This window comes from Streptomyces canus (assembly GCF_030815415.1).
GTDB lineage: Bacteria > Actinomycetota > Actinomycetes > Streptomycetales > Streptomycetaceae > Streptomyces > Streptomyces canus_F.
The window spans coordinates 2,545,990-2,563,009 of the sequence record NZ_JAUSWW010000001.1 but is presented as its reverse complement, the minus strand read 5'-3'; the positions used below and the strand labels follow the sequence as shown (position 1 = coordinate 2,563,009).

Below are 17,020 nucleotides of genomic sequence, written 5' to 3'. Positions count from 1 at the left end.
CTGGTTGTTATGTACGCGGAGTGGGCGTCCCGGCTCGACGGTGCCGTCGTCTGGACCAATACCCCGTCCGGGTCCAGCCCGGGGCGCGTCCTGCCCGACGGGTGCATGGATCTGCTGTGGCACGAAGGGCGGCTGCTCGTCGCCGGGCCCGACACGCGTGCGTACGTCACTGAAGGCGCGCCGACCGCGTGGGCGGGGGTTCGGTTCCCGCCCGGTACCGCGCCCGGGCTGCTCGGCGTTCCCGCCCGGGAGTTGCTCGACCGGCGGGTGGAACTCGCCGACCTCTGGCCGGTCGCCGAAGTACGGCGGCTCACCGCCCGTGTGAACGCGGCTGGCGATCCGGCCCGCGGACTCGAAGAAGTGGTGTTGGGACGGGCGGCCGACACCGAGCCGCCCGATCCGCTGCTGGGGCACGTCGTGGCGGCCCTCGACGTGGGGCGCCCGGTCGCCGCGACCGCCGACGAACTCGGGCTCGGCGCCCGTCAGTTGCACCGCAGATGCCTCGCCGCATTCGGATACGGCCCCAAGACCCTGGCCCGGGTGCTGCGCTTGCAGCGGGCGCTCGGCCTGGCCCGGGGCGGGGTGCCGTACGCGGAGACGGCGGTGCGCGCCGGCTTCGCCGACCAGGCCCATCTGGCGCGGGATGTCAGGGAGTTGGCCGGTGTGCCGCTGACCGAGCTACTCGGCCGCGGGTAGCGGCGCGAACAGGTCGACGCCGTTGCCGTCCGGGTCGAGCAGGCTCGCGTACCGCTGGCCCCACACCGCGTCCCACGGCTTCAGCTCGCCGTGGTGGCCGGCGTTCACCAGCTCCTCGTACACCGAATCCACCTCGGCGGGACTGTCGCACCGCAGGGCAAGGCCCGTGCGACCGCCGCCCGTCGGCGGCTGCCAGCTCGCGTGGAAGGACCGCACGACCTCCTCGGTGTCCAGCAACAGCCGCAGGCCACCGGGCAGTTGTGCCTCGACGTGCCCCTCCTGCTCGGCTCCCTCGGGGAACTCGAACCCCAGGCGGCGGTAGAAGGCGACGGAGGCGGCCATGTCGGAGACGATCAGGCCGATGGCATCGAATCGTGGAGTCATGCGGCCACCGTAGGCAGGGCGGGAGCGGTCGGTCTTGAAGGAATCGGACGTGTCCTCTTCCTCGACGACGACGCCGCCCACGGTCAGTCGAAGCTGACCGGCCCCAGCGGGGTGTCCACCGTGAAGGAGAGCCCCACCGGCCCCTCGGTGACGGTGAGTTCGGTGTCGAGGGCGGCGAGCAGGGCGCGGATCTCGCCCGGGTCGGGGGCGGTCGCGGACAGCGCCAGCAGGGGAGTGGCGGGCAGACCGGAGGCGGACGGGTGGACCGCGGTGCCCCAGTCGATGAGGAACGGCACCAGACCGGAGGGGTGTTGGGTCTCGCCGTCCGTCAGCCGCCACTCCAGCAGGGTGCCGTCCGGTCTGAGACGGCTCATCGGATGCACCATGCCCGGGTCGTACCCCCGGGCCCGGGCGGTCGTGACCGCCGCGTCCAGGTCCGGCGGACTGATCGCCCAGGTCACCGTGCGGGGCGCCGCCAGTGTGTCGACGTCGAAGGGGCGCGGCCCTCGCGGCTCGGGCTGTTCCGGGTCCGGGCCGATGATCTCCAGATAGCCCGTGCCGCCCAGCGACACCAGGTAATTGCGGGTGCCGAACCCGATGTGCGCCCCGCCCGGAGCGGGCGCCACACCGGTACGCCGGGTGAAGTCGGCGACCGTCGCCGCCAGATCGGGGGTTGCGAGGACGAGGTGGTCGAGTCGTGCGGGAATGGTGTTCATTGTGCAGCCGAGGCTACGCAGATCGGACTCTGGGAGGGAACACCCGAGCGGCGGCCTGTCGCCGCACACCGGGGGATCGGTTCATCGAGTGGCTGAGCGAGATCTCTTCGGCTCGATCAATTCAGCGGGACCTGAACCGCCCGCGGCATAGGGTCGCCGGCATGGCACCTCGGCTCCTCGTCTACACCCGCACCGCCGACTACCGGCACGACTCCATCCCGGCCGCCATCGCCGCCGTACGCACCCTCGGCGCCTTCGAGGTCGACGCGAGCGAGGACCCGACGGCGCTGGAGTCCCCCCTGGAGCGGTACGCCGCCCTCGTCTTCCTCTCCACCAGCGGCGAGATCCTCACCCCGACAGGCCGCGAACGCCTTGCCTCGTATGTCGAGTCGGGCGGCGGCTTCGTCGGCGTACACGCGGCGGCCTGCACCGAGTACGGCTGGCCGTACTACGGCGAACTACTGGGCGCCCGCTTCGACCGGCACCCCGAGTACCAACCCGGCAAGGCCGTCATCGAGGACCGCGAGCACCCGGCCACCCGGCACCTGCCCGCCGTATGGGACTTCACCGACGAGTGGTACGACTTCCGCACCAACCCGCGCGGCACGGTACGGGTGTTGGCCCGCGCCGACGAGTCGTCGTACGACGGCGGTGGCATGGGCGCCGACCACCCGCTGGTGTGGTGCCGCGAGCAGGGGGCGGGGCGCGTCTTCTACACGGCGCTCGGCCACGCCGCCGAGGCGTACGAGGATCCCGACTTCCGGGCGCATCTGCTGGGCGGGATCAGGTGGGCGGCCCGGCTGGACGGTCCCGACCTCGGTCAGAGGTCACAGAAAACCCTTTAGGCTTCTGCCGTCGCACGAATGATCGGATCGGCGCGACAGGGGATCAGGGGAGCAGGGGGACAGGTGAACAACGCGGCTGACGTGTTCCAGCCACTTCAGGTGGACGATCCGCCCGTGGTGGCCGGTTACCGTCTCGCCGCCCGGCTCGGGGCGGGTGGCATGGGTCGGGTCTATCTGTCGCACACGGCGGGGGGCCGACCGGTGGCGATCAAGGTGGTACGCCCGGAGCTGGCCGACGACCCGGATTTCCGGCGGCGCTTCGGCCGGGAGATCAAGGCGGCCCGCCGGGTCCGGGGCGCCTACACCGCCGAGCTCATCGACGCCGACGCGGACGCCCGTCCGCCCTGGCTGGCCACGCTCTACATCCCCGGCCCCTCCCTGGCGGAAGCCGTCCACCGACGCGGCCCGCTGCCGGTACCGGCGGTGCTGTGGCTGATGGCGGGCGTGGCCGAGGCGCTCCAGGCCATCCACGGCGAGGGAATCGTCCACCGGGACCTGAAGCCCTCCAACGTGCTCCTGGCCGCCGACGGCCCCCGTGTCATCGACTTCGGGATCTCCCTGGCGGCCGACACCACGGCCTACACGGCCACCGGCGCCGCCGTCGGCACACCCCAGTTCATGGCCCCCGAGCAGGCGGTCGCGGGCGACATCACACCGGCGACCGATGTCTTCGCGCTGGGCCAGACGGCGGCGTTCGCGGCCCTGGGCTCGCCGCTGTACGGGGACGGCCCCTCGGCGACCATCCTCTATCGGATCGTCCACTCCGACCCCGACCTTTCCCGCCTTCCCGAGCCGCTCCGACCGCTGCTCACGCGGTGCCTCGCCAAAGACCCTCAGGAGCGGGCCACGCTCGCCGAGGTCGTCGAGTGGTGTCGGCAGCGGCTCGGCCGGGACGCGGACGCGGGTGGCGGACCGGCGGTGTGGCAGGAGATCACGGGGCCCGAAGTGACCGTCCCGGCCCCGGTCCCCGACCCGACGCCGGTGCACACGATGCCGCTGATTGCCGAGGCGCGGGCGACGGTACCGGCGGTGCCGGAGCAGCGCCGGGGCCGTCGACGTCGTACGGCGCTGATCGCGGGCGGGGTTGTGGCCGCGGGCGCGCTGCTGGTGACGGGGCTGGTGTGGAAGGTCGGGGGAGGGGCGGACGGGGCCGAGGGGCGGGGTCCGACTACGTCTTCCTCGACGCCGGATGCGACGGTGTCGGGGCGGGCGGCGGGGGCGTCGGCGTCGGCTGGGGCGGGTACGGAAGCCGAGGATGCGGCGGAAGAGGCGTCGAGTTCCTCCTCAGCCTCGACGTCCGCCGGGCAGCCTCGCGCGATATCGGCGGACGTGCCCCAGATGCTGAACGAGAAGAACTCCCTGTACCTCCACGACGGCAAACGCCCGGCGACCCGTGAGGACCGCAAGGGTGACGTCCGCTTCACCTGCGAAGACGTCGGTTGTACGCTGGCGAGCGACGACAGCTTGATCGTCCAGTCCATCGCCGAGGAACCGGGTGCCACCTTGGGGGACTGCCGTTGGCTCCTCGGTGGGGCCGAGGACGAGGGCGGCAAGATCTACCACGACTTCCCGCTGGCCGCCGCCTCCGCCGGCAGCGAGTTCTGCGTCAAGCATCCCTCCGGAGACATCGCCTTGCTCGTGGTCCAGGTGAAGAACACCGCGCTGTGGGACACACCCGGAATGAGCTCCCTGATGGCGGACGTGACGGTCTGGCGGGCGACCTAGGCCCCCGTAAGGACCCCGCCGACCCGCCCTACCCCCGCGGCCGCCCCGTACTCGCCCGCTCCACCAACCGCGTCGACAACTCCGTCCGCGTCCCCTCCGGCCGCTTCCCCTCCATCATCCGCACCAGCAGCCGTGTCGCCGTCGCCGCCATTTCCGACAGCGGCTGGCGGACGGTGGTGAGGGCAGGGCTGGCCCAGCGGGCCTCCGGGAGGTCGTCGAAGCCGACGACGCTGATGTCGTCCGGGATGCTCAACCCCCGTTCCGCCAGGGCCTCGTAGACGCCGAGCGCCATCCGGTCGGAGCAGACGAAGACGGCGGTGGGCGGCTCGGGAAGGTCGAGGAGTTCCCGCATGCGTTCGCGGGCGACGGACTCGTCGAACCCGGCGTGGCGTACGTACTCCGGCCGCTGCCGCACCCCCGCCGACGCGAGCGCCGAACGGTAGCCCGCCACCCGGGCGGTGCTGCACATCTTGCGCCGGTTCCCGGCGATCACCGCGATCCGCTCATGGCCCAGCGCCAGCAGATGCTCGGTCGCGGCCATCCCGCCCTGCCAGTTCGCCGCGCCCACCGACACCACGCCCGTCGGCGGTTCCACCACGGGGTCGATCATCACGAACGGGATGCGGTGCTGCTCCAGCCACGCGTACTGGGAGGGCGTCAGCTCGGCCAGGTTGAACAACACCCCTGACGAACCACGGGCGATGAGCTTGTCCAGCCAGCCCCGCTCCGGCCGGCCGCACCGCTGGCGGGTCAGCCCTGCCGACACCACCACCTCCAGGCCCGCGTCGTGAGCGGCCTCCTCCACACCGTGCAGCACCGCCCCCGACCAGGAGCTGTTGAGCGAGTGCACGACGAGGTCGACCAGCGCCGGCGGCTTCGCCGCGTCGAAGCGGGGTCTGCGGACATAGCCCAGCCGGTCCAGTGCCTCGGTGACGCGGCGGCGGGTCTCGGGTGCGACGTCCTCCCGGCCGTTGACGACTTTGGAGGCGGTGGGCACGGACACCCCCGCCTCCCGGGCCACGACTGCCAGCGTCGGCCCGGCCGCCACACTCGCACTCCCCGTACGGACCATCGGGAACCACCTCTCCGGCCCGCCCGAGGGCCATGGAAAGTTATCGACCAAGGCGGATAGTAAGCGCTTCCTACCCTAGGTTCGCCGGGGAAAGTCGGAAAGGGGCCGAGAGCTACCGGCAGGTCAGGCGAAATCCCGTGAAATCGGCGGTGAACGCCGCGTCGACGAGGTCCACGGCGTGGATGCCGGCCATCGCTCCGGTGAAACGGAGCCTGGAACCGTGGTCGTCGGAGAGCTTGCTGAAGTCGAGCGGCCCGCCGACCGGTGTACGCACGCCGCCCCGGACATACCAGAACCGCGCTTCCGCGCCTTCGACCGTCACCCCGAGAGTGAGCGGCGCGCCCGCGTCCACATCGACGGCGGCCACCTGTCGGGTCCCGGATTCCTCCCGTTCGACGAGGCTGAGCACGGTACGGCCACCGCCCCTCCACTGCTGCCCGTGCTGTCCCTCGCCCTCCGGCTCCGCCCACGTCAGGTCCAGGCTCAGATAGGCCTCGGTGTTGTACCAGAGCACGAGACCGGCGGCCTGCGTGAACGTGCCCGGCCGCGCCTCGACGGTGACCTCGGCCTCCGCGCGGTGCTCGGTGACGCGTTGGGCGAGCAGGCTGTGCGCCCAACAGGACTCCGGGCCGTGCCGACCGCGCAGGCGGATCCAGCCGGGGCGGGTCGCGGCGTCGGCCCAGGACGGGTCGGCGTAGGCGCGCAGGGTGCTCCAGGGCCAGGCGAGGCGGGAGCCGGGGGTGGGGGCGGAGCCGGGGTCGCAGTCCGGGTCGGAGTCGGGGTCCGAGTCGGGGGCTGTGGCCGTGGGGTGCGAGGTCGGTGTATGCAATGGACGGTCGACCGTGGGCGCCGGACCGTCGCCGGTATACGACGGCGCGCCGACTGTATGCGCCGGGTCGGACCTATCCGGCGAGAGGTCGACTGTATGCAGTCGTACGTCGACTTCCACCGCTGGATGGTGCCCACCGTCCCGCAGCCTCGGCCACCCCTCCCCGTCCCACACCACCGCCTGGATCGCGGTCTCCCGCCCGAGCGGGCACCGTCGGCCGTCGACGGTATGCAACGGCCTGGCGGCGAGATGGCTCAACACCCAGTCGCCGCCCGGCGTCTGGACCAGCTCCCCGTGCCCCGCCTTCTGCAACGGCACCGTCGGGTCGTCCCGGGTCGTCAGCAGCGGCCGCTCGTCGACCTCGTACGGGCCGGTCAGCGCACGGCTGCGCGCGACGAGCACCCCGTGTTCGAAACCGGTGCCGCCCTCCGCCAGCACCAGGTAGTACCAGCCCTCCCGCCGCAGCAGCTTCGGCCCCTCGACGAGCCGTCCGTGCTGGAGCAGCAGGTGGGTGTCGCCGACGGGGGTCAGGGTCTCGCGGTCCAGCTCGGTCGCCACGATGCCGGCGAAGCGCTGTCCGCCGGGGCGGCAGTCGTTCTGGAGGTTGAGGAGCCACAGCCGGCCGTCCTCGGCGTGGTACAGCGCCGGGTCGAAGCCGTGGCTCGCGACGCGGCGCGGGGCCGCCCACTCGCCGGCCGGGCCCGTCGCCGTACTGACGTAGGTGTCCACGTCGAAGTAGGGCGTGCCGACCGAGCGGACGATCGAGTACACGACCCAGAACCGTTCGCCGTCCCAGCTCAGCGACGGTGCCCAGACGCCGCCCGAGTCGGGGACGCCGGCCAGCGAGTCGCCGGGGACGGCGCCGCGGACGTGGCCCGCGTACTCCCAGTGGGCGAGGTCGCGGGAGCGGTGGATCGGGATGGTGGGGAACCACTCGAAGGAACTGGTCGCCACGTGGTACCAGTCGCCGACCCGGACCAGTGAGGGGTCGGGGGCGAAGCCGCGGAGGACCGGGTTGTGCAGCAAGGTCACGTCAAAGCTCCTGGTGCGACGGTCACTTGAGGGCCCCCATGGTCACGCCCGTCCGCCAGTAGCGGCGCATCGCGACCATCATGATCGCCATCGGGATGATGGACAGCAGGGCGCCGGTCAGCACCAGGCTGGTGAGGTCGACGCCGGACTCCGCGCGCTTGCCGGACCAGTTGTACAGGCCCAGGTTCAGGGTCCAGTTCTCCTGGCCGCGCAGCACGGTGAGGGGGAGGAAGAAGGCGTTCCAGGTGTTCACGAAGGCGAGCAGGAAGACCGTCGCGCCGCCCGTCGTCATCATCCGCAGCACGATGCTGAAGAAGATCCGCAGCTCGCCGGCGCCGTCGATACGAGCGGCCTCCAGAAGCTCGTACGGAATGGTGGCTTCTGTATACACCTTGGCGAGGTACACGCTGAACGGGTTGATCAGGCAGGGGATCAGCATCGCCCAGGGCGTGTCGACCAGGCCGATCTCCGAGAACAGCAGATACAGCGGCAGGGTCAGCAGGGCGAGCGGGATCAGGAACGAGCCGACCACGCTCGCGAACACCAGGTTGCGGCCCGGGAAGTCGAAGCGGGCCAGGCCGTAGCCCGTCGCGAGGGCGATCAGTGTGCCGCCGAGGGAGCCGACACCGGCGTACAGGAACGAGTTGAACGTCCAGCGCAGGAAGATGCCGTCGTCGTAGGTGAACACCTGGTGCAGGTTGTCCCACAGGTGCCAGCCGGAGAACCACAGACCGTTGGACTGGTACAGGCCCGTGCGGTCCTTGGTGGCGGCGACGATCAGCCACCACACCGGGAACAGGCTGTAGACGCTCGCCAGGGTCAGGCCGACGAGCAGGAACCGCTGGCCGCCGCGCGAACGGGCCGCCGGGTCGGGGCGGTTGAGACGGCGGACGGTGCGGGTGCCCGCGCGCTCTTCGGTGAGGGTCATCAGTCGGCCTCCCTCGAAGTGAGCCGGTAGAAGAGGAAGGAGGCGACACCGAGGATCAGTGCGAGCAGAACCGAGAGGGTCGCGGCGTAGTGGTAGTTCCCGGCGTTGAACGCCTGGTTGTAGATGATCATGATCGGAGTGAAGCTGTCGTCGACCGTCTCCGGGGTGATGTTCCGGAACAGCGCCGGTTCGTTGAAGATCTGCAGCATCTGGATGATCGAGAGCATGCCGGTCAGCACCAACGCCCCCCGCACGAACGGGATCTTGATATTGAGCGCGATCCGCCACTCGGAGGCGCCGTCGAGACGCGCTGCCTCGAACAGCTCACGCGGCACGCCTTGCAGCGCCGCGTAGATGATCACCATGTTGTAGCCGATGCCGTGCCAGGTCAGCAGGTTGCCGATGGACGGCCACACCATCGACGGCGAGAAGAAGTTCCAGTGGAAGCCGAAGAAGTCGCCGAGCGGGGTGAGCGGGCCGACATCCGGGCTGTACACGTTGATCCACACGATCGCCGCGACCACCCCGGGGATCATGTACGGCACCAGCAGCATGATCCGGAACTTGCCGGCCATCTTGGCCGTCACCGCGTCCAGGAGCAGTGCCAGCGCCAGGCTGATCAGCAGCATCACCGGGATCTGCACCAGGGCGAAGACCACCACCCGCAGTACGGAGCCCATGAACTTCGAGTCCGTCAGGCCCTGTTGGTAGTTGTCGAAGCCGGAGAACTCGTCGGTGGTGCCGCCCAGGCCCAGACCGGAGGACTGCGAGCGGTACATCGACTGGTAGACGGCGTAGCCGATCGGCAGCAGATACAGGAACACGAAGCCGAGCTGGAAGGGCACCGTGAAGGCGGCACCCTTCCAGCGCAGTGAGCGAATCATCGGGGTGTGCCTCAGCCCTTGACGTTGATGCCGCGCGACTTCAGGTCCTTGACCGTCCACTCCTGCATGTGGGCGAGGAGGTCGGTGACCGTCTGCTTCTTGCTGACGACCTTGCCCCACTGGCTCTGCAACTCGGTGAACATCGCGGTCCAGTTGGGGCCGAAGGTCCAGTCGGTGGTGACGGTGCCGAGGCTGTCCTTCACGATCTGCTGCGCCGGCTCGTAGTTCTTGCCGAGCAGCTTCTCGGAGATCGCCTCGGGCACGTAGGAGTCACTGTCGGCCAGCGCCGGCATCACCCCGCTGCCGGTCTCCGGGCTGGCCATGGTCTTGACCGCGCCGGTGTCGGTGGACATCCACAGCGCCGCCTCGGCGGCCTGCTCCTGGTGCTCGCACTGCTCGGACACCAGCGTCAGGTTGCCGCTCTGGTTGGTGCCCGCCGGGGTCTTGGCCGCCTCCCCGGCGAACGTCGGCCACGGGGACAGTGCCCAGTCGCCGAAGGACTTGGTGAAGTTCTGCACCATGCCGGACATCTGCCAGGTGGAGATCTGCCGGGTCGCGGTGTCACCGTTGTCGAAGCTGCGTTGCACGGCCGCGTAGTCGGCGAAGGACAGCTTGGCGTTGAGGTCGTTGTCGATGATCTCCTGGATCACCTTCGCGGCCTTCAGGCTGCCCTCGTCCTGGAAGTCCACCTTCCAGGCGTTGCCGTCGATGGCGTACCAGTGGGCGCCCGCCTGCATGGCGAGCACCTCCAGGGTGCTGGGGTCCTCACCGGCGTAGTTGGTGATCTTGATGTCGTGCTTCTTGAGGACCTTGCCCGCGGCGATGAAGTCGTCCCAGGTCGCCGGGGCCTTCAGTCCGTACTTCTTGAAGATGTCGGTACGGTAGATCGTGAACGCGGGCGCCGAGGCCGTGGGCACGCCGTAGGTCTTGCCCTGCACCTGACCGGTCGCCCAGGAACCGGAGTTGAACTTGCTCTTGCTCGGTTCCACGTACTTCGAGATGTCGGCCAGCGCGCCCTGCGCGACCCAACTGGTCACGTACTCGCCGGTGTTCTGCAGCAGACAGGGAGCGTTCTCGGCCTTGACGGCGTTGCTCAGCTGCTTCTGCATGGTCAGCTGGTCGGTGATCTTCGTGTACTTCAGCTGGACGTCCTTGTGAGAGGCGTTGAACGCCTTCACGACGGCCTCCTGGCCGTTGGCCCAGCCCCAGAAGTCGAGGGTGACCGGGCCGGAGGAGTCGGTGTCGTCTCCGGAGTCCGACCCGCCACAGGCGGCGAGCAGGCCTGTCAGCGCGATACCCGCGACAGCGGTTTGGGCGAACCTTCTCCGGCGGCTGGTGAAGTTCATCTGACCGTGTTCCTTCGGAAGTTGGGCGTCTCGGAACGAGGACGGCGGCTCGGGGGGCGCAGGCCGGGAACGGCGGCCGGAATCCGCGGCTCGCGGTTGAGGGGGGTCGGCCAAGCGGAAGATGTAGTAAGCGGTTGCTGGGACGGTAGGACGACGGATCAGTCCATAGCAAGAGGTGCGCGGAAATTTGTTACGCCGGATTGTCCGTCGCGTGATGTCGGAGTGTCCTGCGGATGGCGGTCGATCTTCAGCTGTATGTGCAGGTCGGAGGCTGCGGACAGCGGCCTGTGCAAGGGCCGGGCAGCCAAGGGCCCGGCCCCGGGAGATCGCGAAAAAACCTTTGGAAAACGCTTACGAAACGATCGCTTTCACAGCGCTTCCAGACCGCCCGCTCGCGCGGATCACACGCGAGGGGCGGGGGGTCGGACGGAGTTGCGTACGACGACATGGGTGCCCAGCACGAGGTGGTCGCCGTCGCCCTTACGACGGCCCGGTCCCCCCTCGCGCCGGTCGGCGACCGCGCGCAGCGCGACCCGGCCCATCTCCTCGTACGGCACATGCACGGTGGTCAGCTGGGGCGTGAGCTGGGACGCGAGGGGAATGTCGTCGTACCCGACGATCGACACGTCCTCCGGCACCCGCAGCCCCGCCGCACGCAGCGCCTGCATGGCACCCGCGGCGACCACATCGGTCCCGGCCAGCACCGCGGTGAAGTCGAGCCCGTCGCGCAGGCTCTCCTGGACGGCGTCGTAGCCGTGCTCGTAGTCGTAGAAGCCGTGCCGCACCATGCTGGGCTCGAAGGGCACGCCGTACGCCTCGAAGGCCCGCCGGGCCCCCTTCAACCGGCCCTGTGCAGTGGTGAGTTCGGCATGTCCCGGCAGCACCAGGACCTTGCGGTGCCCGGCGGACAGCAGATGGCTGGCCATCGCGTACGCGCCGCCCTCGTTGTCGTAGTCGACCGTCGTCGCCGGTACGTCGCCCTCCAGCGGCGGCCTGCCCACCAGTACGAGTCGGGAGCCGGCCGCGTCCAGGGAGCGGGCGAACCGGGCCATGCGCAGCTGGTACTCGTCGTAGTCGTAGGCGCCGCCGAGCAGCACCACGGCGGCGACGCCCTGCTGGCGCATCATGTTGACCAGCGCGAGCTCACGCTCGGGGTCGTCACCCGTCGTACCGACCAGCGAGAGCCAGCCCCGCAGTGTGGCGGCCCCCTCGACACCCCTCGCGACATGGGCGAACGCGGCGCCGGTGATGTCGTTGATGAGAATCGCCACCGTGGGTGTGCCGCCGCCGGCCAGGGAGCGGGCGTGGGCGTTGGTGACGTAGTCCAGGTCCCCGACCACCTTCATCACCCGGCGGCGCAGTTCCTCCGAGACCGGGTAGTTGCCCGACAGGACGCGGGAGACGCTGGCGACGGAGACGCCCGCCTGCTCCGCGACGTCCCGGATGGTGGCCCGTCCGGCGTCGCCCGAAGCCTTGCGCTGACTCACCCTGGGGGCTCCTTCACCGTCGTGATCGCCCCACCGGGGGCCGGGAGGACACCGGCCGGGGGCCCGGCCCGGAGCCGGTGCGGAAAACCGTATCCCATTGTTTCCGACGGCAGTGAGGTGCCGGTTCCCTCAGGCGACACGGGTCAGATCCGCATGCCGCACCTCATGGACCAGGGCACCGCCGGACGCCACCCGCTCCAGTTCCTCCACCACGATCCGTCCGAGTCTCTCCAGCTCGTTCCCGAGCGACCCGGCGATATGAGGTGTGAGGAACACGTTCGGCAGCCGGTACAACGGCGACCCCGCCGGCAGCGGCTCGGGCTCGGTGACATCGAGTACCGCATACAGTCGACCGGCGACGAGCTCGTCGGTCAGTGCGTCGGGGTCGACGAGCGCCCCCCGGGACGTGTTGATGAGGACGCCGCCGTCCCGGATGAGCGCGAGTCGTCCGGCGTCGAGCATGCGGTAGGTCTCGGGGATGTCCGGGGCGTGCAGGCTGACGATGTCGCACTGGCTCAACAGGTTGTCCAGCGAGACGAGTTGGGCGCCGAGCGCGGTGGCCTCGGCGGGACTCACATAGGGGTCGTGGAGCAGGACCGTGAAGTCGAAGGGACGCAGCAGTTCCAGCAGGCGGCGCCCCACCCGCGAGGCTCCGATGACGCCGATGCGGCGGCCGACGTTGCCGATGTGCGCGGTCTCGGCGGGGGGCGGGTAGGCGTGGGTGGTGCGGAACCGTTCGCGCTGGGTGAAGGCGTCCTTTCCGGCGAGCAGGATCATCGCGAGGGTGTACTCCGCGACCGGCAGCGCGTTTCCGGTGACCGCGCTGGACACGCTGATGCCGCGTTCCCACAGTTCCTCGCCGACGAGTGAGCGGACGGAGCCCGCCGCGTGCAGCACGGTGCGCAGCCGGGGTGCGGCCGTGAGGACGTCCGCGTCGAGGCTCGGGCAGCCCCAGCCGGTGATGAGGACCTCGGCCGTGGCGAGGACCTCGGCCGCCTCGGGATCGGTGAAGTCCCCCAGCACCAGGCCGGGATCGAGGTCGGCCGCCTGCCGCAACCGGGCCATGAGCGCCGGGGGAAACAGCAGGGGGAGGTGCACCGGGTCCATCGCGAACACGGCCCGCGGCAGCTGGCAGCTGGGCATGAGACTCCTGAGACGCTGAGTAGAAACATTTTCAGAAAGCGCCTTCTACCGTAGATCTGCCGGGAATGGCGGGTCAATCGGTCTGGCGGATCAGGGAGGTGCTGATTTCTCCTCGCTCGTTTCCGCCACGTATGGCCACGTCAAGGCGGGATGGAGGGCCGGGGCCGGGAGTTGGGGCCGGGGGAGGGTCGTGGGTGCCGTGTCGTGGCCGAGGGTCTTGATCCCACTCTGTCGGGAAATCGGTTACCACGTTTTCTCGCCGAGCAGCCTCGGTGGCCTCAGCGATTCGACTGGCGGCCGTCCCGCCGCGCAGTGCCGATGGCCCGCGTCACCGGGCCACGCCTCACGGGCTGACAACCGGTTTCTGGACAAGCCGCCAAGAGCACCTGCTGTTCACTGCTTGCCGTCGGCGATCGAGCCGCGTGCCGGGCCTCTGTGAATGATCGCCGAGATCGTGCGCAGGGCGCTCCCGACCGGTGCGCGCGTGCGGACGGGGGTGGTCGACATCGCCGTACAAGATGGCTTTGAGCTGCGCCTTCATCGACCGGTGCGGCCTTGTCTGCCGTCCGGCGCGTGTCGTCGGGGTTACGCAGACTTTTCGAAAACTCGTCAAGGCTCTTGACGCGGTTTCCGGACAGGAAGAAGCTCTGCCCACTGCCCAACAACCGGTTGCTACGCAATCGAGCCAACTAGGTGAAGCGGGAGGTGGTGCGTTCATGCACCCTCATGTCGGTGCTCCGATGGGCCGCCGCCGGTTCCTCGCCCTGTCGGCGGGAGGTGCCGCGGCCGGCGCCGCGGCGCTGAGCGGCTGCGCGATGCGGGTGTCCACCGGGGTCAGCGGCTCGGGTGAGACCGTCACCGTGATGGTCAACTCGGGAGACATCCTTCCGGAGCAGGTGCGGCAGGCGAAGAAGGCCCTCGGAATCAAGATCGTCCTGGTGAAGTACGACATCACCAAGCTGATCGCGATGCTCACCAGCGGCAGCCCGCCCGACCTGGTGCGTGGCGTCGGCGCCGTGGACGCGCCGTTCTTCGCGGCACGGGACGTGGCCGAGGAACTGGACCCCTACTTCGCGCGGAGCGGCGTCCTCAAGCTGGACGACCTGGACCCCGTCAACGACCTGTGGCGGTACGACGGCCGCACCCAGGGCAAGGGCCCGCGCTACGGCATGGCCAAGGACTTCTCCCAGGACTCCATGTACTGGTACAACACCGCGGCCTTCGACAAGGCCGGTGTCGATCACCCGTCGGAGACCGAGCCGGTCACCTACGAGGAGTGGCAGGACACCGCCAAGCGTCTCGTGCAGCGCAAGAAGGGTCAGACCACCGTCTTCGGCGGCAGCTACGCCGGCCTCACCCGGGCCACGCTCCTGACGACCATGACCGCGTCCGCCGGAGGCAGCCTCTTCAACGACGACTTCTCCCGGGTCGACTTCACCACCCCCGAGGCCCGCAAAGCCCTGACCTGGTACATCGACTACTGCCGGACCAAGGTGGGGCCGAGTCTCATCCAGCCCGACCCCAACGGCTGGGACGGCCCCACCTACCAGGCCGGGCGGCTGGCCATGTCGAACGCCGGCTACTGGATGGGCGGCATGATCTACCCGGACAAGAAGCTGGCGAAGGTGTCCAGGCTGGCGCCCGCCCCGACGTTCGCGGACGGTCCCCGGATCAGCGCCTGCCAGGGCGGCACCGGACTGTGGATGCCACGCGGCGCGAAGAACAAGGACGCCGCCTGGCGGGTCTTCGAGTGGTTCTTCGGCGAGGAGCCGGCCAGGGCACGCGCCGCCGGCGGCTGGGGCATCCCCACGCTCAAGTCGCTGCGCCCCCTGATGCCCGGTCAGGAGGACTACGAGAAACGGGTGTTGAGGGTCCAGGAAAGCGAACTGGAGCATTTCTCGGTGGTCTCCTTCACCCCGTACACCAGGGCGGACGCAGTCGACGCCCTCTTCAACCAGATAGCCCCCGCCGCGATGAACGGCCAGATCTCCGTCGACACCCTCGCCGGACGTCTGAACTCGGCCATCAATGACCAGCTGAAGCGCGGTAAGGAGCAGGTGGGATGACGGTCGATCAGATCTCCGCCGTCGCGGACCGGCCCGACGCCGCCGCGAGCACCGGACGTGCGAGTGCCGCCGGGCGGCCACGGGTCACCATGACCGCGCGCAGACACCGGGCGTTCTACCTGTTCACCTCGCCCTGGATCATCGGGTTCCTGCTGCTGACCATCGTGCCGATGGCGTACGCGCTGTGGCTCAGCTTCACCACCTTCGACGGCATCTCGCCCCACTGGAAGTACGTCGGACTCGGCAACTACCGCGAGTTGCTGAACGACCCGGTCACCTGGGACTCCCTGGGTCGCGCGGGCCTGTTCGCGGTGACCTCGGTTCCGCTGTCGATCATCGCGGGACTCGGCCTCGCCGTACTGGTCAACCGGCCGCTCAAGGCGCGCGGACTGTTCCGCACCCTGCTCTATCTGCCCGCCGTGGTGCCGCCGGTGGGCGCGGGCCTGGCCTTCAAGTTCCTCTTCGACCAGAACTCCGGTGCCACCAACGGCGTTCTGACCTTCTTCGGCATCGACGCCCTGGCCTGGCTCGCCGACCCGTACGCCCGCTACGTCCTGCTGATGACCGTGCTCTGGGGCGCCGGCAACGTCATGATCATCTCGCTGGCCGGTCTCCAGGACGTCCCCCGGGAACTCCACGAAGCGGCCCGGATCGACGGGGCGAGCGCCTGGCGCACCTTCCGCAGCATCACCGTGCCGCTGCTGTCGCCCGTGCTGCTCTTCCAGACGGTCACCGGGATGATCGCCTCGGTGCAGACCATCATGCCGCTGCTGCTGGCGCCGCTCGGTGACACGAGCGGTATCACCACGGTCCCGCAGTCCAACTACCTCTACATGATGCATGTGTTCGCGCAGTACTTCGCGCTCGGCCGCTACGGCTACGCCTCCGCACTGCTGTGGGTGCTCTTCGTCCTGATCCTCGTCGTGACCGGACTCATCTTCAAGTTCACGTCCGGCGCCGTGTTCTACACCGTCGACCCGGAGGCGAAGAAGTGACCGCGACCAGTCTGCCGCCCAAGTCACCCATGGCCGGTGCGCGCGTACGCGTGCGCGCCAGACGCCTCGCCCTCTACACCGTGCTCGTCTCCGTCACCGGAGTGTTCCTCGGCCCGTTCAGCTGGCTGATCCTCTCCGGCCTGAAGACGCAAGGGGAGTTGGCCGCCTCACCCGTGCACTGGCTGCCCGACGCCTTCCAGTGGCACAACTTCGCCGACGCCTTCCAGCAGATCGACTTCCTCGGCTACGCCCGCAACTCTTTGATCATCGCCTTCCTCTACGCCACGCTCGTCACCCTCAGCTCGGCCTGGGTCGGCTTCGGCTTCGCCCGGCTCGACGCGCCCGGCAAGAAGGTGCTGTTCGGTGTGCTGCTCGGCTCGATGATGCTGCCGCAGATGGTCACCCTGCTGCCCACCTACCTGATCTTCGCCAAGCTCGGCATGGTCGACACCTACTGGCCGTGGGTGCTGTGGGGCCTGTCCGCGGCGCCGTATCTGGTCTTCCTCTTCCGGCAGTTCTTCGCGGGCATGCCCCGTGAACTGGAGGAGGCCGCGATCGTCGACGGCTGCGGCTACACCTCGATCTTCTGGCGGATCTTCCTGCCGCAGTCCTGGCCCGTGCTGTCCGCGAGCTTCATCATCGCCTTCACCTGGACCTGGGGCGACTACATCGCCCCGCAGCTGCTGCTGTCCACCGACCGCACCACGCTCGCCGTCGCCGTGATGACCGCCTACGTCAACGAGGGCGGCACGCCCGTGCCCGAACTGCAGGCCGCGGCCTCGGTGATGTACGTCGTCCCGATCCTGCTGATCTTCCTCATCGCCCAGCGCGGATTCGTCGCCGGGATGTCCACCAGCGGCCTCAAGTGACCT

Annotated in this window: 15 protein-coding genes; 6 read left to right on the top strand and 9 right to left on the bottom strand. The window is 69.5% G+C overall.

Annotated elements, in window-relative coordinates; genetic code table 11:
- The first annotated feature begins 9 nt into the window (after nucleotides 1-9).
- Nucleotides 10-696: a helix-turn-helix transcriptional regulator gene (locus QF037_RS11920; protein WP_307024413.1), complete on the top strand. Its 687-nt coding sequence runs from the start codon at nucleotides 10-12 to the stop codon at nucleotides 694-696.
- Here QF037_RS11920 and QF037_RS11915 read toward each other — a convergent pair.
- Together QF037_RS11915 and QF037_RS11910 are read right to left on the bottom strand one after the other, a co-directional pair.
- Entirely contained in the window at nucleotides 679-1,080 is a 402-nt protein-coding gene (locus tag QF037_RS11915) for a VOC family protein (protein ID WP_307024411.1), read from the bottom strand. The two genes, QF037_RS11920 and QF037_RS11915, sit on opposite strands and share 18 nt — an antisense overlap.
- A gap of 83 nt (nucleotides 1,081-1,163) precedes the next feature.
- Nucleotides 1,164-1,796: a VOC family protein gene (locus tag QF037_RS11910; RefSeq protein WP_307024409.1), complete on the bottom strand. Its 633-nt coding sequence runs from the start codon at nucleotides 1,794-1,796 to the stop codon at nucleotides 1,164-1,166.
- Between the two features lie 161 nt (nucleotides 1,797-1,957).
- Between QF037_RS11910 and QF037_RS11905 the strand changes: the two genes are divergently transcribed.
- Entirely contained in the window at nucleotides 1,958-2,641 is a 684-nt protein-coding gene (locus tag QF037_RS11905; RefSeq protein WP_307024407.1) for a ThuA domain-containing protein, read from the top strand.
- Between the two features lie 63 nt (nucleotides 2,642-2,704).
- Complete coding sequence (locus tag QF037_RS11900) at nucleotides 2,705-4,366, top strand: serine/threonine-protein kinase (RefSeq protein WP_307024405.1); 1,662 nt, start codon at nucleotides 2,705-2,707, stop codon at nucleotides 4,364-4,366.
- Between the two features lie 28 nt (nucleotides 4,367-4,394).
- On the opposite strand, the gene QF037_RS11895 is transcribed toward QF037_RS11900, so the two are convergent.
- The 7 genes from QF037_RS11895 to QF037_RS11865 all read right to left on the bottom strand — a co-directional run bounded on the left by QF037_RS11895 (nucleotide 4,395) and on the right by QF037_RS11865 (nucleotide 13,087).
- The gene (locus QF037_RS11895; protein ID WP_307024403.1) at nucleotides 4,395-5,438 is read right to left on the bottom strand and encodes a LacI family DNA-binding transcriptional regulator; all 1,044 of its coding nucleotides are present in this window, start codon (nucleotides 5,436-5,438) and stop codon (nucleotides 4,395-4,397) included.
- A gap of 112 nt (nucleotides 5,439-5,550) precedes the next feature.
- Nucleotides 5,551-7,299 carry a family 43 glycosylhydrolase gene (locus QF037_RS11890; RefSeq protein WP_307024401.1) on the bottom strand — a complete coding sequence of 583 codons (1,749 nt, stop codon included), beginning with the start codon at nucleotides 7,297-7,299 and terminating at the stop codon, nucleotides 5,551-5,553.
- Nucleotides 7,300-7,321: 22 nt separating this feature from the next.
- A complete protein-coding gene (locus QF037_RS11885; protein WP_307024399.1) occupies nucleotides 7,322-8,227 on the bottom strand; it encodes a carbohydrate ABC transporter permease in 906 nt (301 codons plus the stop codon).
- A complete protein-coding gene (locus QF037_RS11880) occupies nucleotides 8,227-9,111 on the bottom strand; it encodes a carbohydrate ABC transporter permease (protein WP_307024397.1) in 885 nt (294 codons plus the stop codon). Before QF037_RS11880 ends, QF037_RS11885 begins: the two co-directional genes overlap by 1 nt.
- Nucleotides 9,112-9,122: 11 nt before the next feature.
- Entirely contained in the window at nucleotides 9,123-10,457 is a 1,335-nt protein-coding gene (locus QF037_RS11875; protein WP_307024395.1) for an ABC transporter substrate-binding protein, read from the bottom strand.
- A gap of 401 nt (nucleotides 10,458-10,858) precedes the next feature.
- On the bottom strand, nucleotides 10,859-11,944 hold the full coding sequence (locus QF037_RS11870) for a LacI family DNA-binding transcriptional regulator (protein WP_307024393.1): 1,086 nt from the start codon (nucleotides 11,942-11,944) through the stop codon (nucleotides 10,859-10,861).
- A gap of 129 nt (nucleotides 11,945-12,073) precedes the next feature.
- The gene (locus tag QF037_RS11865) at nucleotides 12,074-13,087 is read right to left on the bottom strand and encodes a hydroxyacid dehydrogenase (protein WP_307024391.1); all 1,014 of its coding nucleotides are present in this window, start codon (nucleotides 13,085-13,087) and stop codon (nucleotides 12,074-12,076) included.
- A gap of 716 nt (nucleotides 13,088-13,803) precedes the next feature.
- Between QF037_RS11865 and QF037_RS11860 the strand changes: the two genes are divergently transcribed.
- Genes QF037_RS11860 through QF037_RS11850 form a run of 3 tightly spaced genes read left to right on the top strand, consistent with a single transcriptional unit; the run spans nucleotide 13,804 to nucleotide 17,017 of the window.
- Complete coding sequence (locus QF037_RS11860) at nucleotides 13,804-15,153, top strand: extracellular solute-binding protein (protein WP_307024389.1); 1,350 nt, start codon at nucleotides 13,804-13,806, stop codon at nucleotides 15,151-15,153.
- Nucleotides 15,150-16,148, top strand: a complete 999-nt coding sequence (locus QF037_RS11855) for a carbohydrate ABC transporter permease (protein ID WP_307024387.1) — start codon at nucleotides 15,150-15,152, stop codon at nucleotides 16,146-16,148. Before QF037_RS11860 ends, QF037_RS11855 begins: the two co-directional genes overlap by 4 nt.
- Nucleotides 16,145-17,017, top strand: coding sequence for a carbohydrate ABC transporter permease (locus QF037_RS11850; protein WP_307024386.1), 873 nt, complete (start codon nucleotides 16,145-16,147; stop codon nucleotides 17,015-17,017). Before QF037_RS11855 ends, QF037_RS11850 begins: the two co-directional genes overlap by 4 nt.
- Nucleotides 17,018-17,020 lie beyond the last annotated feature (3 nt).

Coding starts and splice junctions, on each gene's coding strand:
- QF037_RS11920 (WP_307024413.1), top strand. CDS start 10: ATGTACGCGGAGTGGGCGTCCCGGCTCGACGGTGCCGTCGTCTGGACC.
- QF037_RS11915 (WP_307024411.1), bottom strand. CDS start 1,080: ATGACTCCACGATTCGATGCCATCGGCCTGATCGTCTCCGACATGGCC.
- QF037_RS11910 (WP_307024409.1), bottom strand. CDS start 1,796: ATGAACACCATTCCCGCACGACTCGACCACCTCGTCCTCGCAACCCCC.
- QF037_RS11905 (WP_307024407.1), top strand. CDS start 1,958: ATGGCACCTCGGCTCCTCGTCTACACCCGCACCGCCGACTACCGGCAC.
- QF037_RS11895 (WP_307024403.1), bottom strand. CDS start 5,438: ATGGTCCGTACGGGGAGTGCGAGTGTGGCGGCCGGGCCGACGCTGGCA.
- QF037_RS11885 (WP_307024399.1), bottom strand. CDS start 8,227: ATGACCCTCACCGAAGAGCGCGCGGGCACCCGCACCGTCCGCCGTCTC.
- QF037_RS11880 (WP_307024397.1), bottom strand. CDS start 9,111: ATGATTCGCTCACTGCGCTGGAAGGGTGCCGCCTTCACGGTGCCCTTC.
- QF037_RS11875 (WP_307024395.1), bottom strand. CDS start 10,457: ATGAACTTCACCAGCCGCCGGAGAAGGTTCGCCCAAACCGCTGTCGCG.
- QF037_RS11865 (WP_307024391.1), bottom strand. CDS start 13,087: ATGCCCAGCTGCCAGCTGCCGCGGGCCGTGTTCGCGATGGACCCGGTG.
- QF037_RS11860 (WP_307024389.1), top strand. CDS start 13,804: ATGCACCCTCATGTCGGTGCTCCGATGGGCCGCCGCCGGTTCCTCGCC.
- QF037_RS11855 (WP_307024387.1), top strand. CDS start 15,150: ATGACGGTCGATCAGATCTCCGCCGTCGCGGACCGGCCCGACGCCGCC.